This window comes from Pseudomonas donghuensis (assembly GCF_000696345.2).
GTDB classification, from domain to species: domain Bacteria; phylum Pseudomonadota; class Gammaproteobacteria; order Pseudomonadales; family Pseudomonadaceae; genus Aquipseudomonas; species Aquipseudomonas donghuensis.
The window spans coordinates 333,129-348,529 of the sequence record NZ_CP071706.1 but is presented as its reverse complement, the minus strand read 5'-3'; the positions used below and the strand labels follow the sequence as shown (position 1 = coordinate 348,529).

General features: G+C 63.0%; 12 protein-coding genes. 4 read left to right on the top strand and 8 right to left on the bottom strand.

Annotation, left to right across the window (positions count from 1 at the left end; genetic code table 11):
- Positions 1-212: 212 nt before the first annotated feature.
- On the bottom strand, positions 213-2,555 hold the full coding sequence (locus BV82_RS01595; protein ID WP_036995355.1) for a TonB-dependent receptor: 2,343 nt from the start codon (positions 2,553-2,555) through the stop codon (positions 213-215).
- 144 nt (positions 2,556-2,699) lie between these two features.
- Between BV82_RS01595 and BV82_RS01590 the strand changes: the two genes are divergently transcribed.
- Together BV82_RS01590 and BV82_RS01585 are read left to right on the top strand one after the other, a co-directional pair.
- On the top strand, positions 2,700-3,650 hold the full coding sequence (locus BV82_RS01590) for a LysR family transcriptional regulator (protein WP_036995354.1): 951 nt from the start codon (positions 2,700-2,702) through the stop codon (positions 3,648-3,650).
- Positions 3,651-3,750: 100 nt separating this feature from the next.
- Positions 3,751-5,358, top strand: a complete 1,608-nt coding sequence (locus tag BV82_RS01585) for an alkaline phosphatase family protein (RefSeq protein ID WP_036995580.1) — start codon at positions 3,751-3,753, stop codon at positions 5,356-5,358.
- 93 nt (positions 5,359-5,451) lie between these two features.
- Here the strand turns inward: BV82_RS01585 and BV82_RS01580 are convergent, their stop codons facing one another.
- The 6 genes from BV82_RS01580 to dibA form a co-directional block, all read right to left on the bottom strand.
- Positions 5,452-6,441: a sulfate/molybdate ABC transporter ATP-binding protein gene (locus BV82_RS01580; protein WP_010222100.1), complete on the bottom strand. Its 990-nt coding sequence runs from the start codon at positions 6,439-6,441 to the stop codon at positions 5,452-5,454.
- A gap of 3 nt (positions 6,442-6,444) precedes the next feature.
- Positions 6,445-7,317 carry a sulfate ABC transporter permease subunit CysW gene (gene cysW / locus BV82_RS01575; protein ID WP_010222099.1) on the bottom strand — a complete coding sequence of 291 codons (873 nt, stop codon included), beginning with the start codon at positions 7,315-7,317 and terminating at the stop codon, positions 6,445-6,447.
- Positions 7,318-7,331: 14 nt separating this feature from the next.
- The gene (gene cysT / locus BV82_RS01570; protein ID WP_010222098.1) at positions 7,332-8,150 is read right to left on the bottom strand and encodes a sulfate ABC transporter permease subunit CysT; all 819 of its coding nucleotides are present in this window, start codon (positions 8,148-8,150) and stop codon (positions 7,332-7,334) included.
- 88 nt (positions 8,151-8,238) lie between these two features.
- The gene (locus BV82_RS01565) at positions 8,239-9,246 is read right to left on the bottom strand and encodes a sulfate ABC transporter substrate-binding protein (protein ID WP_036995353.1); all 1,008 of its coding nucleotides are present in this window, start codon (positions 9,244-9,246) and stop codon (positions 8,239-8,241) included.
- Between the two features lie 47 nt (positions 9,247-9,293).
- Complete coding sequence (gene oscA / locus BV82_RS01560) at positions 9,294-9,476, bottom strand: sulfur starvation response protein OscA (RefSeq protein WP_007941032.1); 183 nt, start codon at positions 9,474-9,476, stop codon at positions 9,294-9,296.
- A 175-nt stretch (positions 9,477-9,651) separates the two neighbouring features.
- Complete coding sequence (gene dibA, locus BV82_RS01555; RefSeq protein ID WP_036995351.1) at positions 9,652-11,547, bottom strand: phosphodiesterase DibA; 1,896 nt, start codon at positions 11,545-11,547, stop codon at positions 9,652-9,654.
- A 150-nt stretch (positions 11,548-11,697) separates the two neighbouring features.
- Between dibA and desA the strand changes: the two genes are divergently transcribed.
- Positions 11,698-12,882: a delta-9 fatty acid desaturase DesA gene (gene desA, locus BV82_RS01550; RefSeq protein WP_010222095.1), complete on the top strand. Its 1,185-nt coding sequence runs from the start codon at positions 11,698-11,700 to the stop codon at positions 12,880-12,882.
- A 135-nt stretch (positions 12,883-13,017) separates the two neighbouring features.
- Entirely contained in the window at positions 13,018-14,007 is a 990-nt protein-coding gene (locus BV82_RS01545) for a GGDEF domain-containing protein (protein ID WP_010222094.1), read from the top strand.
- Positions 14,008-14,107: 100 nt separating this feature from the next.
- Here the strand turns inward: BV82_RS01545 and BV82_RS01540 are convergent, their stop codons facing one another.
- Complete coding sequence (locus BV82_RS01540) at positions 14,108-15,316, bottom strand: response regulator (protein WP_036995350.1); 1,209 nt, start codon at positions 15,314-15,316, stop codon at positions 14,108-14,110.
- Between the last annotated feature and the right edge of the window lie 85 nt (positions 15,317-15,401).

The following is a 15,401-nucleotide window of genomic DNA, read 5'->3' as shown; positions in this document are numbered from 1 at the left end:
AGGCAGGTCAATTGCCTTCGCTGGGGTGGATCATCAACTTCTGCTGCTTATGTCTTAAAGTAATTTTTAAAGTTATGAATAGAACCAAAATACATATACAAAACGGCTGAACCGCTCTAAGCCGCGCCCTTCAAGGGCTGGCGCCAAGCGCCTGAAACGCCATGCCTGCAGTGCATGAAAAATATTCGGCAAAGGCATGGCAAAACGCCGTTTCAGAAGTCGTAGCGGCCGGTGACACCCAAGGTTCTCGGGGTGCCCAACAGGCCTTCATAGCCGCCGTTGGCCGCGCTCCAGAGGGTGGTGTAGTAGGTCTTGTCGAAGGCGTTCTTCAGCCACAGCGAGACATCCCACTGGCCCTGGCCAAGGTCGCCACGCAGGCCGGTGGACAGGTTGACCACGGCATAGCTGGGGATCTGCGCATAGTCCGAGTCCTCGACGGTGCCCACCGCCTTGGAGCGGAACGCGTAGCTGGCGGTGACATAAGGCTGCAGGCCGTTGTCCAGGTCCCACTGGTATTGGCCATTGGCGTTGGCGATCCATTTCGACGCGCCGACCACCTGGTGGCCGCTCAAGTCGCAAGCCGCAGGGGCTCCCGGTTGCAGCGCGACTTCTGGCGCGCACGGGGCGTCCTTGTAGGACAGGTACCGAACGTCGTTGTAGGAGCCGTTGAGGTTCAGGGTCAGGCCGCGCAGCGGGATCAGCGTGCTTTCCAACTCCACCCCGCGCGAACGGACGGAGCCGGCGTTGGTCAGGTACTGCACGCGGTTGGCGTCGTCGTAGGCGTTGGTCTGGTAGCCGTGCACTTCGGTCCAGAACAGGTTGGCGTTGAGCTGCAGGCGACGGTCCCACAGGGTGCTCTTCACGCCCAGCTCAGCATCGTTGGCGCGCTCGGTGCCAATCAACAGCGAGTCGGCGCCAGCCACCGGCGCCGTGCCCACCGCCAGGTTGACGCCACCGGACTTCTCGCCGTGAGACAAGGTGGCATAGCCGAGCAGGTCATCGGTGAAGCGATAACTCAGGTTGAGCAAGCCCGAAGGGCTGGTGCTGTACTGGTTGAGGTCGCCCGAATCATAGGCGCCAACCCGGCCCTGGCGCGCGGTTGCCGCAGCGCCTGCCACAGCGGCACCACCGACCGGCGCGGCACGATCGACCCAGGCGCTTTTCTCTTCGTAGGTGCCGCGTACCCCGGCGGTGAAGTCCAGGCGCTCGGTCAGGTGCCAGGTACCCTGGGCGAACAAGGCAAAGCTGTCGGTCTCGATATGGCCCTTGCCGACGCTGCTGACATTGGTCAGCGCACCGGCTGGCGTGCCATTCCAGACATCGGCCTGGGGCCCGTAATGAACAAAGGATTTGTTATCCAGATCCGAGCCGAAGTAATAGGCACCGATGACATAGTCAAAGAAGCCGCCGCTGGGTGAGGCCAGGCGCAACTCCTGCGAGTATTGCTTATCGCGCACCGACACCCCGGCGTTGTAGGCCGCCGGCACATTGAGGCCATCGTCGTTGCGCGGGGTGAAATCCCACCAGCGGTAGGAGCTCACCGAGGTCAGAGTGAAGTCGTTGGCCAGGGTCCAGTTGGCTTCCAGTGACGTGCCGCCCTGGAACACCGTGACCTGCTGATCGTCATCGAGGTTGACCTTGCGCTTGCTGCCGTCGACCAACGTCGCCCCAGCGGCCCGGGCCCGCACTTCATAGCGGTTGACGCCATTGATGGTCGGCCCGGTGCTGTACAGCAGGCGGGTGCCGGCGCTGGAATCCTCTTCGTTGTAGTCGCCGATCCAGCGCAGGTTGAACTGCTCGTTGGGTTTGTACAGCAACTGCCCGCGAAAGCCCTGGCGCGAACCGCCGTTGAGGGTGTGGCCGTCGAACTCGTTCTTGATGTCGCCGTCGTTGCGCGTGCGGTAGGCCGAAATGCGCCCGGCCAGGGTCTCGCTCAAGGGCCCGGACAGGGTGCCCTTGGTTTGGAAGTAGCCATCCTCGCCCACTGAGGTTTCGATGCTGCGCTCGGGGGTGAAGCTCGGCGCACGGGTGCTGATGTTGATCACCCCGGCAGTGGTGTTCTTGCCGAACAGCGTGCCTTGCGGGCCACGCAGCACTTCCAGTTGCTCGATGTCCATGAGGTCGAACACCGCCATGCCCGGGCGGCCGAGGTAGACGTTGTCCAGGTACAGGCCGACGCTGCCTTCCAGACCGTCGCTGGCCGGGTTGTTGCCAAGACCGCGAATCGACACGCTGGACTGGCGCGCATGCATGTAAGCGACGTTGACGCTGGGCACCAGTTGCTGCAGGTCCTGGATGCGATAGACCCGCTGGCTTTCCAGGGCTTGGCCGTCGAGCACGCTGATCGGCGTCGGCACGCTCTGCGCGCTCTCTTCGCGGCGCCGGGCGGTGACGGTGACAGTCTTGAGCTGGCTGTCACTGGCCTTGGCCTCGGGCTTTGCCGTTTCTGCAGCCTGGGCCGGCAACCAGTGGGCGCTGCCGGCCAGCAGCAAGGCCAGGGGCAGGCGCTGGAGCCGCCGTGAAGACAAGGGTGCAGCGCGAAGGGTCAGGCTCATGGGCGGCTCCTGGCAAAGGAATTTATATTCCTTTAAGTTATTTATTTATGATTCGACATACGTTTACCGCATAAGAGATTGCCTTTATAAGGAGTGCACCAGAGGCAGAGCAAATGCATTTGCCCGATACTTTTTATGTGAAAAATGCATATAGACCTGCGCCAACTCCGCCACCTGATCGCCCTTGCCGAACACCGCAGCTTCGTCGCCGCGGCGACAGCGGTGAACCTCTCGCAATCGGCCTTCAGCCGCAGCATCCAGGCCCTGGAGCACAGTGTCGGTTGCCAGTTGGTGGACCGCTCGCACAAGGAGCTGCCGCCGACCAAGCAAGGCCTGGTGGTGCTCGAACACGCGCGGCGGCTGGTCGGTGGCGCGCGCCAGCTGAGCAACGAAATCAGCCAGTTCAATGGCCTGGAGGCGGGCGAGCTGCGTTTCGGCTGCGGCCCGGCGCCAGCAGCGGGCCTGGTGCCGCGGGCGATTGGCGGCTTCATCGGCCGCTACCCCAAGGCACGGGTGCAGTTTCAGGTCGATGACTGGCAGAGCCTGAACAAGCGCCTGCTGGCCGAGGAGTTCGAATTCTTCGTTGCCGACACCCGCCACTTCGAAGCCGATCCGCAGTACCAGACCCTGCGCTTGCGCCCACGGCGCTGGCACTTCTGCTGCCGTGCCGGGCATCCGCTGGCGGCGCAGCCCGGCGTCAGCGCCGAGCAGCTGTTGCAGTACCCACTGGCCGTCACCTTGCGTCCGCCAAACCTGCGCAAGGTGATCGCCGACCTGAGCGGTCGCCCGGATTTCGTCGCCAACGTCGAGTGCGAGAACAGTTACAGCCTGCTTGGCGTCGTGCTCAACTCCGATGCGATCGGCATCTGCGGTTCGTACAGCGACGCCCTGCACAACGCTAATGGCAAGCTGGTACGGCTGAACATCGACGGCCTGGGTGACAACTGCGAGGAGCTCTACACCCGCTATGGCATCGTCAGCCAGGCGCGCCTGCGCCTGTCGCCGCTGGCCGAGGCAATGATCGAGCAGATCATCCTCACCGATCAGGCCGACCGCGCCCTGGACACCTGCAACCTGGAGCAGCTGGCGATCTGAGCCATTGCGCGGCACGCATCGCCAGCATTCGCCAAATGCGCTTGTGATGCGTGCCTCGGGCGGCGAAAACAGTCAGCTGAAATTCGCTCAGGTGACTGCCATGCCCCACCCCACTGCCGTGCGCAACGTGCTGTACATCATGTGCGACCAACTGCGTCGCGATTACCTCTCGTGCTACGGCCACCGCCACTTGCACACGCCGAACATCGACCGCCTGGCCGCCGCCGGGGTGCGCTTCAGCCGCGCCTATACCCAGGGCACCATCTGCGGGCCGTCGCGAATGTCGGCCTACACCGGGCGCTATGTCAGCAGCCATCAGGTCGCCTGGAACGCTGTGCCGCTGCCGTTGGAGGAACTGACCCTGGGCGATTACCTGCGTCCGGCCGGGATCCGCACCGCGCTGGTGGGCAAGACCCACGCCACGCCGAACCAGGAAGCCTTGCAACAACTGGCCATCGACCCGCTCGGGAGCATGGCCGAACAACTCAACGAGGTGGGTTTCGAGCCCGTTGCCCGTCACGACGGGATCTTCCCCGACGATTCGCTGTTCGCCGACAAACGCGAAAGCGCGCCCTACACCCGCTACCTGCGCGACCATGGCTTTACCGGCGACAACCCCTGGCACAGCTGGGCCAATGCCGCCGAGGGCGACGACGGCAAAATCCTCAGCGGCTGGCACATGCGCAACGCCGACCTGCCCACGCGCCTGCCCGAGCAGCATTCGGAGACGGTCTATACCACCGACCGCGCCATCGACTTCATCCAGGCCCAGGGCGAGCAGCCCTGGTGCCTGCACCTGTCGTACATCAAGCCGCACTGGCCCTACATCGCCCCCGCGCCGTACCACGCGCTGTACAACGCCAGCCAGGTGCAGGCAGCCATACCCGTTCAGCAAGACAACAATCACCCGGTGTATGCCGCGTTCCGCCAGCATCAGGAAAGCCTCAACTTCTCTCGCGAAGAAGTACGCCTGAAAGTGATCCCCACCTACATGGGCCTGATCAAACAGATCGACGACCAGCTCGGGCGCCTGTTCGATGTGTTGCAAAGCAATGGGCGCTGGGATGACACGCTGATCGTGTTCACCAGCGATCACGGCGATTTCCTCGGCGACCACGGCCTGGGCGAAAAGGAGTTTCTCCTCGAGCCGGCGGTGGGTGTGCCACTGATCGTGCGTGATCCGCGCGCGGCGGCCGATGTCAGCCGGGGCACGGTGGATGAGCGCTTGGTGGAAACCATCGATGCGCTGCCGACCTTTCTCGAAGCGCTGGGGCTGCCGAGTGCCGAGCATCGGCTGGAGGGGCGCTCGTTGATTCCGCTATTGCATGGCACGGCCAGCACCTGGCGCAGCTATGCCATCGCCGAATACGACTACGCCTTCCAGGCCCCGGCCCGCGAGCGCCTGGGCCAGCCGATCGATCGTTGCCGGATGACCATGGTGCGCAGCGAGCGCTGGAAGTACCTGGCCTATGACGGCTTTCGCGCGCAGCTGTTCGACCTGCTCAATGACCCGCAGGAATTGCACGACCTGGGCGCGGATCCGGCCTACGCGGATGTGCGCGAGACGCACCAGGGCTACTTGTTCGAATGGCTAAGGGGCTTGAAGCGGCGGACCACCATCAGCCATGCCGAAATCGAGCGGCGTGGGCAGTGGTTTCGTTATGGCGAGCCGCGGGAGGATAGCGTGGTGAAGATCGGGGTGTGGTAGGGGCTGCTTTGCAGCCCATCGCTGGCAAGCCAGCTCCCACAGGGTTCAGTGTATGCAGTACCTGTGGGAGCTGGCTTGCCAGCGATGAGGCCCTTAGATATTGGCCACTTTCTGCCAGACCTTGGGCTTGAAGAACAAGGTCTCGCCGCGCGCCAAACCACTCAGGCTGTCATGGTCCTTGACCACCTCGGCCTCGATCAGCTCGCTCTGCCCTTCGACCTTCAAGGTCACCCGGGTAGTTGCCCCCAGCGGGCGGATATCGCGTACTTCGGCCGGGTGGTGGCCCTCGATCTCGTGACGCGACAGCGACACTTCATGCGGGCGGAACAACACGTGGTGGCCTTCACTCAGGTGCAGGCGGTTGGAGTCGCCGAGGAAGTGATAAACAAAGTCGCTAGCCGGGTTCTCGTAGACCTCGCCCGGCGAGCCGATCTGCTCGATCACGCCCTTGTTCATCACCACGATACGGTCAGCAACTTCCATGGCTTCTTCCTGGTCATGGGTGACGAACACCGACGTCAGGTTGATGTCCTCGTGCAGGCGCGCCAACCAGCGGCGCAGCTCTTTACGCACCTTGGCATCCAGCGCACCGAACGGCTCGTCGAGCAGCAGCACCTTGGGCTCCACCGCCAGGGCGCGGGCCAGGGCAATACGCTGGCGCTGGCCGCCAGACAACTGTTCCGGGTAACGGTCGCTGAGCCAGTCGAGCTGGACCATGTTCAGCAGCTCGTGGACCTTCTCGGCAATCTTGCTCTCGCTCGGGCGCTCGCCCTTGGGCTTCATGCGCAAGCCGAAGGCGACGTTGTCGAACACGCTCATGTGGCGGAACAGCGCGTAGTGCTGGAACACGAAACCGACGTTGCGATCACGCACGTCGTGGCCGGAGACGTCTTCGCCGTGGAAGACGATGCTGCCCTGGTCGGGGGTTTCCAGCCCGGCGATGATCCGCAGCAGGGTGGTCTTGCCGCAGCCGGACGGGCCGAGCAAGGCCACCAGCTCGCCGCTGTGGATATCCAGGTTGATGCTGTCCAGTGCCTGGAAAGCGTTGAAGCGCTTGCTGACGTTACGAACTTCGATCGACATGAATTATTCCTCCGCCGCGTTATGGCGCAGACGGTTAATACGGGACTCGCTCCACTGCTTGAGCAGCAGGATGAAGAGCGCCAGGATCAGCAACAGGCTGGCGACGCTGAAGGCCGCAACGTGGTTGTATTCGTTGTAGAGGATCTCGACGTGCAGCGGCAAGGTGTTGGTCACCCCGCGAATGTGCCCGGACACCACCGACACCGCACCAAACTCACCCATCGCCCGCGCGGTACACAACACCACGCCGTAGATCAGGCCCCATTTGATGTTGGGCAGGGTCACGTGCCAGAACATTTGCCAGCCGTTGGCACCGAGCAGGCGCGCGGCCTCCTCTTCCTGGGTGCCCTGCTCCTGCATCAGCGGGATCAGTTCACGAGCCACGAACGGCACGGTGACGAAGATGGTCGCCAGAACGATGCCCGGCAAGGCGAAGACGATCTGGATGTCGTGATCCTGCAGCCACGGCCCGAACAGGCCCTGGGCACCGAACATCAGCACGTAGACCAGGCCTGCGATCACCGGCGACACCGAAAATGGCAGGTCGATAAGGGTGACCAGGATGCTCTTGCCACGGAAGGTGTACTTGCTCACGCACCAGGCGGCGCTGACCCCGAACACCAGGTTCAGCGGCACCGAGATGGCCACGGCGATCAGGGTCAGCTTCAGCGCCGACAAGGCGTCGGGCTCGAAGATCGCCTCGAAGAACGTTCCCAGGCCCATTTTCAGGCCCTGGGACACCACGATCACCAGCGGCAGCAGCAGGAACAGGGCAAAGATCAACCAGCCAAGGCTGATCAGGATGCGCCGTGAAGTGGCACTGCCACGGCGGGCGGCGTTGGCCGAAGCGGCCGCGCCAATAGAAGTCGCAGACATGGACGTGGCCTCCTTCAAGGGGTTTCGATGCGCCGCTGCAGCAGGTTGATCAGCAGCAACAGGATGAAGGAAACCACCAGCATCAACACGCCGATGGCGGTGGCGCCGGTGTAGTCGTACTGGTCGAGCTTGACCATGATCAGCAGCGGCAGGATCTCGGTCTTCATCGGCATGTTGCCGGCGATGAAGATCACCGAACCATACTCGCCAACGCCCCGGGCAAAAGCCAGGGCAAAGCCGGTCAGCCATGCCGGCAACAGTGCCGGCGCCAGCACATAGCGAAACACCTGCAGCGGCTTGGCACCCAGGCAGGCGGCGGCCTCTTCGACTTCACGGGGGATGTCGGCCAGCACCGGCTGCACCGTACGCACCACGAACGGCAGGGTCACGAAGGTCAGCGCCAGGGTGATACCCAGCGGGGTGTAAGCAATCTTGAAACCCAGGTCGGTGGCGAACTGGCCAACCAGGCCGGCCGGTGCGTACAGCGCGGTCAAGGCGATACCGGCCACCGCCGTGGGCAGGGCGAACGGCAGGTCGATCATGGCATCGATGATCTTGCGCCCGGGGAAGGTATAGCGCACCAGCACCCAGGCCAGCAGGGTACCGATGATACCGTTGATGATGGCAGCGTAGAGGGCCGTGCCGAAGCTCAGCTTGAGCGCCGCGAGCACTCGCGGTGCGCTGACGATGGCCCAGAACTGCTCCCAGGTGAGCTGGGCGGCATGTATGAACATGGCGGCCAGCGGTATCAGCACAATCAGGCTGAGGTACACCAAGGTGTAGCCCAGCGTCAGCCCGAAGCCGGGTATGACGGGGGAAATACGACGTGACATAAAGGTCCCTGGTTGAACGCACGAAGCCCGGGACGAATCCCGGGCCCATGCTGGCTACTGAACGGCGATTATCCTGACGGGCATTGCATCACTGCGCCGTGTAGATCTGGTCGAACACGCCACCATCGTTGAAGAACTTGGGTTGGGCAGTCTTCCAGCCACCGAAGTCTTTGTCGATAGTCACCAGGTCCAGTTTAGGGAACTGCTTGGCGTATTCGGCAGCAACTTTCGGGTCACGCGGGCGGTAGAAGTTCTCGGCGGCAATCTTCTGCCCGGCCGGGCTGTACAGGTGCTTGAGGTACGCCTCGGCGATCTGCTCGTTGCCCTTCTTCTGCGCGTTCTTGTCGACTACCGCCACGGGCGGCTCGGCGAGGATCGACAGCGACGGCACGACGATCTCGAACTTGTCGGCGCCACCATCTTCCTTGAGGGCCAGGAAGGCTTCGTTTTCCCAGGCCAGCAACACGTCACCCTGACCGTTGTTGACGAAGGTGATGGTCGAGCCACGGGCGCCGGTGTCCAGTACCGGTACGTGCTTGAACAGCTCTTTCACGTATGCCTGGGCCTTGGCTTCGCTGCCACCGCTTTTCAGACCGTAGGCCCAGGCAGCGAGGAAGTTCCAGCGGGCGCCGCCGGAGGTTTTCGGGTTCGGCGTGATGACCGAGACGTCTTTCTTGATCAGGTCGCCCCAGTCCTTGATGCCTTTCGGGTTGCCCTTGCGCACCAGGAACACGATGGTCGAGGTGTAGGGGGTGCTGGCGTCCGGCAGGCGGGTCTGCCAGTTGTCCGGCAGGGTCTTGCCGAGCTTGGCCACTTCGTCGATGTCGCCGGCCAGGGCCAGGGTCACCACGTCGGCGCGCAGGCCGTCGATCACCGCGCGGGCCTGCTTGCCCGAACCACCGTGGGACTGCTGGATCTTCACCTTGTCGTCCGGGTGAGCCTGCTGCCAGTGCTTGACGAACTCGGCGTTGTACTGCTGATACAACTCGCGGGTCGGATCATAGGACACGTTCAGCAGTTCGTAGTCCTTGGCGATTGCGGAACCGGCAAAAACGGCGCTGGCGAGGGCGGCCAGGGCATAACGGCGGATGGACATGGTGAAGCTCCCGATTGGCGTATTTTTCTAATTAGGTGGCGCGATAATCAGCTGGGCTTGTTGCCGGGGTTCTGCAGGCGGAACTTTTCCTTGCGTTCGATCTGCACGACCTGGGCGTTGTGCACGGTGATTTCCACCGCGCCAAACCGCAGGTCACGCAGGGCGCTCTGGATTTCGCGCAGAATGGTGGCTTCGTCCTGACCGTCAACGCTACGCAGAGATGCGCTCATGCTCGTGCTCCTGTGATATGGGTGCCGTGCAGTGCGTGAAGGGGAGCGACTGCGCCTGGCTTGAGGGCAATCTTAGGGGGACGCGAATATTCTTAAAAATACTATTTAAGAATTTTTATATAACTGAAATAGAGTTTCGCGGGACCAGTCGGATCACCGCCCCGCGATAGGGCCCTCAGGCCCAGCGCAATTGCTGCGCCGGCACCGGCCGCCCGAACCAGTAGCCCTGGCCCAGCTGACACTGTTGCTCCAGCAGAAAGCGCGCCTGCTCGGCCTGCTCGATGCCCTCGGCATGCACCAGCATGCCCATGCTCCGGGCCAGGGCGATAATCACCCGCACAATCGCCACATCGTCTTCATCACAGGGCAAGCCGGCGACAAAACCCTGGTCGATCTTGAGCTTCTGCACCGGCAGGCGCTTGAGCCGCAGCAACGACGAATAGCCGGTGCCAAAGTCATCGATGGCCAGGCGCAAGCCCAACTCACGCAGCCGATGCAATTGCTCAAGGGCTACTTCAGGGTCGTCCATCACCGCGCTTTCGGTAACCTCCAGCTCCAGCAACGCCGGGTCCAGCGCCGTGTCGTGCAGCACCTGCGCCACTTGCTGATAAAGGTCACGATGACCAAACAGGCGGCTGGAGATATTCACTGCAACAAATTCCAGCGCCCGCCCCTCGGCCTGCCATTGCACCCTCTGCAGGCAGGCCTGGCGCAACACCCAGGTGTCGATATCGGCAATCAGCCCGGTGCGTTCGGCAATCGGGATGAACTCCCCGGGCGGCACCAGCCCGCGCTGCGGATGCTGCCAGCGCACCAGCGCCTCGACACCGATCATCTTGCCGCTGCACAGGTCATGTACCGGCTGGTAATAGACCCGCAGCTCTTCCTGCTCCAAGGCCCGGCGCAGCTCGCCAGCGGTCTCGACCCGCTGCTGGGCGTGAGCGGTCAGCTCTTCGGTGTACAGCGCATAACCGGCACGGCCGCTGCTCTTGGCCTTGAACAGCGCGGAGTCGGCATTGCGCAGCAACTGCTCGGCGCTCAAGGCGTCGCTGGGGAACAGGCTGATGCCGATGCTGACGCTGATGAACAAGCGCTGGCTATCGACCTCGAATGGCGCTTTCATGCCATCGATGATGCTCTGCGCCAAGGCTGCGGCCTGGCCGACCTGCGAGCAGTTTTCGGCCAGCACGGCGAACTCGTCACCGCCCAGGCGGGCCAGGGTCACACCATTGCCCAGGAGCGAGCGCAAGCGCTCACCGACCACCTTGAGCAACTGGTCGCCAATGTTGTGGCCAAGGCTGTCGTTGATGCTCTGGAAGTGGTCCAGGTCGAGCAGCAGCAAGGCGCAACCGCGCTTGTTGGTCTGTGCCGCAGCCAGTGCCTGCGCGGTGCGGTCGTTGAACAGCAGGCGGTTGGGCAGGTCGGTGAGCGGGTCGTGATGGGCCAGATACGCCAGCTCGCGCTCGGAATGCTTGATCGCGCTGATGTCGCTGAACACCGCGACGTAATGGCTCAACTCGCCGCTATCATCGCGGATGGCGCAAATCGTCTGCCATTGCGGATACACCTCGCCGCTTTTGCGCCGGTTCCAGATCTCGCCGCTCCACTCGCCCTTTTGCGCCAGGGTGGCGTAAATCTGCTGGTAGAACGCGGCAACATGGCGGCCGGACTTGAACTTGCTCGGGCGCTGGCCAAGCACTTCGTCCTTGTCGTAACCGGTGATCTGCATGAATGCCCGATTCACATGCACGATCAGGCCATCGCGGTCGGTGACCAGCACCCCTTCCAGGGTGCTGTCGAACACCGCGGCAGCCATGCGCAGACGCTCGCGGTCTTCACGGCGCAAGCGCACACCGACGCCGATGAAATTGAGCAGGCGGGCGCGCGAGACAAAAATCAGCAGGGCACTGCACAACACCCAGAAATGCGCGCTGATCAGCTGCCAGCGGCCGATTTGCTCAGGCGCATCGAAAAGACTGTTCAATAATTGATCAGACAGTGCCAGCCACAATACCGATAGCACAAGGTAGAGCGCCGCCATGCGCATGGCGTCTCGAATGGAAGCAGACATAAGGTCCCGGGCAAACCCACAAAAATTTGTGGGGGATTATAGGGTAGAAACATCCGGTGACCTCCTATCTAAAAGGCCGACTGGTTTTATTTGCTGGCGCAGGGATAATGTTTCCCGCTGTTCCCTATGTTTTTGAGGGCCATTTCGCCTATGTGGTACGAAGGTTTGCTCAACTTGTCAGTGTGGCAATTGCTGGCAGTTACCCTGGTAATGACGCATGTGACCATCGTCAGCGTTACCGTTTACCTGCACCGTTATTCCGCCCACCGCTCGCTGGAACTCAACGCCGGGCTCAAGCACTTTTTCCGTTTCTGGCTGTGGCTGACCACGGCGCAGAACACCCGCGAGTGGACCGCCATCCACCGCAAGCACCACGCCAAATGCGAAACCGTCGACGACCCGCACAGCCCGGTCATCAAGGGCCTGTCGACGGTGCTGCGCAAGGGCGCCGAGCTGTACCGCGAAGAGGCACAGAACCCGGAAACCCTGCGCATCTACGGCAAGAACTGCCCGGAAGACTGGATCGAACGCAACCTCTACAGCCGCTACAAGCTCGGCGGCATCGCCCTGATGGCGGTGATCGACCTGCTGCTGTTCGGCACCGCCGGCATCACCATCTGGGCCGTGCAGATGATGTGGATTCCATTCTGGGCTGCCGGCGTGGTCAACGGCCTGGGCCATGCGGTCGGCTATCGCAACTTCGAGTGCCGCGACGCCGCCACCAACCTGGTGCCCTGGGGCATCATCATTGGCGGTGAAGAGCTGCACAACAACCACCACACCTACCCCAACTCGGCCAAGCTGTCGGTCAAGCGCTGGGAGTTCGACATGGGCTGGGCCTGGATCAAGCTGTTCTGCTGGCTGCGCCTGGCCAAGGTGCAGCGCGTCGCGCCTATCGCCCACCGGGTCGAAGGCAAGGGCCAGCTGGACATGGACACCGCCATGGCGATCCTCAACAACCGCTTCCAGATCATGGCCCAGTACCGCAAGCTGGTGATCGCGCCGCTGGTCCAGCAGGAGCTGGCGCGGGTCGACGATTCGGTCCGTCACCAGTTCCGCCGTGCCAAGCGTTTGCTGTCGCGGGAAACCAGCCTGCTGGAAGACCGTCATCACCTGCGCATCCAGACCATGCTCGAGCACAGCCAGGCACTGAAAACCATCTACGAGAAACGCCTGGCCCTGCAACAGATCTGGGCGCGCACCAGCGCCAACGGCCACGACATGCTCGCGGCCATGAAAGACTGGGTACACGAAGCCGAGGCCAGCGGTATCCAGTCGCTGCGCGACTTCGCCGCCCAGCTCAAGACCTACTCGCTGCGCCCTGCCCTGGCCTGATGCCGTTGATCGGCGCGCCGGCTTAGCGGCGCGCCGACCGGAACTTAGCCGCCGAATCTCACTCTGACAGGCATATCGCCCGCGTGGCGGGCCGGGTCGTGGCCGCACGCCCCAGTCGTGAGAATTTCCGCGCAAATGGTCAAGAACACTCCAACAACCCTGGCCTGCAACCCGCCACCTGAAGCCGCCCAAACCCTTCTGGCCCTGATGCATGCCCAAGGCGAAGTCGCGCGCCTGAGTGAGCGTGAACAGCTGTTTAGCTCTTTGCTCGACAGCGTCAATGCCGTGCTCTGGGCATTCGACTGGGAAAGCCGCCAGGTGCTCTACGTCAGTCCCGCCTACGAACGCATTTTTGGCCGGCCGGCCGGCCTGTTGCTGGCCGACTTCAACGAATGGCGCGACAGCATCTACCCCGATGACCTGGACTACGCCGAACGGAGCCTGGCGCAAGTGCTGGAAAAAGGCGCAGTGGAGGATCGCGAGTACCGCATCATCGCCGCCGACGGCCAGGTGCGCTGGATCAGCGACAAATGCTTCATCAGCCAACAGGCCATGCCGGACCAGCGGGTGATCATTGTCGGCATGGCCGAGGACATCACCGAAAAGAAGCAGCTCGAAGGCGAGCTGCAGCGCCTGGCGACCACCGACGTACTGACCCAGAGCAGCAACCGCCGACACTTCTTCGAGTGCGCCCAGCATGCCTTCGAAACCGCACGACGGGAGCAGGCGCCGTTAGCGTTCCTGCTGCTCGACATCGATGACTTCAAGCAGATCAACGACACCTACGGCCACCAGGAAGGCGACTATGTGCTACAGCGCATCGCTGATACCGGCAAGGCGGTGCTGCGCCGTGGCGACCAGTTCGGGCGCATTGGTGGCGAGGAGTTCGCCGCGGTGTTTCCGGGCTGCACGCCGGAAATTGCCCAGCACATCGCCGAGCGCCTGCAGCGCGAGATCCAGCGCTTGAGCTTCAGCCATGACGACAAGGTATTCGGGGTGACGGTGAGCCAGGGCCTGACCGGGATCACCGAGGCCGACGAGTCGCTGGACAGCCTGTTTGCCCGGGCGGATGCGGCGATGTACCAGGCCAAGCGCCAGGGCAAGAATCAGATTGTAAGAGGCTGAAAAGCATCGCTGGCAAGCCAGTTCCCACAAGGGCCGGGGCATGCAAACCCTGTGGGAGCTGGCCTTGCCAGCGATTGGGCCGCAAAGCGACCCCAAAATCTCAAACCTTGCGCAACCTGCCCAGCTCCGCCATCCCCACCTTGAGCAAGCGCGCCGTCTTGCTTTCAGCCAGGCCTTCCAACCCCTGATCCGCCGGCAAGCGCGCCAACTGCCCGGCCAGGTTCATCACCAGCGCATCGCGCGAATACACCCCGCCGCCCAACTGGTAGATCGCCGCAATCAGTTCACGCAGCTCCAGCGGTAGCCGCCAGCGGGTACGCAGCGCCGAGCCGAACGCCGCACCAAACTCGTTGAGCGACAACTCCACCGAATCCTCATCCAGCTCACCCCCGGCCTGCTGCCACTCCTGCAAACATCGCAGCAGCGCCAGATCGCCCAGGCAATGCAGCAAGCCGGCGCAATAGCAGCGCTCCTGGTCGAGTTCGAGCATGCGCGCCAGGGTCCGCGCGTATTCGGCGGTGTGCAGCGACAAGCCCCAGAAGTGTTCGGCATGGCGCGACAGGATTGGATCGCTGAGCTTGGCGCTACGCTTGAGCGCCAGCCCCAGAATCAGGTTCATGCTCTGGGTCGTGCCCAGCTTGTTCAGCGCCTGCATCAGGCTCTGCACCGCACCGTCGCGATGCAGTGCAGCGCTGTTGGCGGCGGCGATCAGCACGGCGGTGACCTGTGGATCGTTGCGGATCTCGGCTTCCAGTACCTTGAGGTCCAGGCCCTGGGGCTGCAGGCTGCGCTTGATTGCCAACTTCACATCAGCGAACAGCGGGCCGCCATCGGAGGTGGCGCGGCGCCCTTGCAGAAAGCGCGGCAAAGTCGCGCCTGGCTGCAACGGTGGTACCGGGCAAGCGACCTCCTCCCCGGCGCTGAGCAACAAGTCTTCCAGGCGCTGGCGCAGGGCGTCCATGTTCAGCGGCTTGCTCAGGTAAGCGGTCGGCGCGAACGGCAGCACCTCGCGCACACTGGCGGCGTCACTGCGGTTGCTCATGAGAATGAACGGCAATACCGGCTGGCGGCCCTTGGCACGCACATTGCGCAGCAGGTCGAGGCCATCGCCGCCGGGCAGCTCGCGTGCGGCGATGATCAGGTCCGGCTTGCTGGCCAGCGCCGCCAGCGCTTGCGAGCCATCGGCGCACACCTGCAGGCGCGCATCGCAGCGCACACTGAGGAGCATCTGGCTCAGCATGTCCCGTACCCAGGGATCACCTTCGGCAATCAGCACGCACGGTGCCTGGGCGGGCTCTACAACGCTCATACACAACTCTCCCGATATTCCGCTACACGCAATCCCGTGCACCTTCCAAGGTGTCTCCTTGTAGGCAACCTTAGCTCCCTGGCCA

Bases quoted from the DNA above. Each gene is read 5' to 3' on its own strand.
- BV82_RS01580 (WP_010222100.1), bottom strand. From the start codon at position 6,441: ATGTCGATCGAAGTTCGTAACGTCAGCAAGCGCTTCAACGCTTTCCAG.
- cysW (WP_010222099.1), bottom strand. From the start codon at position 7,317: ATGTCTGCGACTTCTATTGGCGCGGCCGCTTCGGCCAACGCCGCCCGC.
- cysT (WP_010222098.1), bottom strand. From the start codon at position 8,150: ATGTCACGTCGTATTTCCCCCGTCATACCCGGCTTCGGGCTGACGCTG.
- BV82_RS01540 (WP_036995350.1), bottom strand. From the start codon at position 15,316: ATGAGCGTTGTAGAGCCCGCCCAGGCACCGTGCGTGCTGATTGCCGAA.
- BV82_RS01565 (WP_036995353.1), bottom strand. From the start codon at position 9,246: ATGTCCATCCGCCGTTATGCCCTGGCCGCCCTCGCCAGCGCCGTTTTT.
- BV82_RS01545 (WP_010222094.1), top strand. From the start codon at position 13,018: ATGGTCAAGAACACTCCAACAACCCTGGCCTGCAACCCGCCACCTGAA.
- oscA (WP_007941032.1), bottom strand. From the start codon at position 9,476: ATGAGCGCATCTCTGCGTAGCGTTGACGGTCAGGACGAAGCCACCATT.
- BV82_RS01590 (WP_036995354.1), top strand. From the start codon at position 2,700: ATGCATATAGACCTGCGCCAACTCCGCCACCTGATCGCCCTTGCCGAA.
- BV82_RS01595 (WP_036995355.1), bottom strand. From the start codon at position 2,555: ATGAGCCTGACCCTTCGCGCTGCACCCTTGTCTTCACGGCGGCTCCAG.
- dibA (WP_036995351.1), bottom strand. From the start codon at position 11,547: ATGTCTGCTTCCATTCGAGACGCCATGCGCATGGCGGCGCTCTACCTT.
- desA (WP_010222095.1), top strand. From the start codon at position 11,698: ATGTGGTACGAAGGTTTGCTCAACTTGTCAGTGTGGCAATTGCTGGCA.
- BV82_RS01585 (WP_036995580.1), top strand. From the start codon at position 3,751: ATGCCCCACCCCACTGCCGTGCGCAACGTGCTGTACATCATGTGCGAC.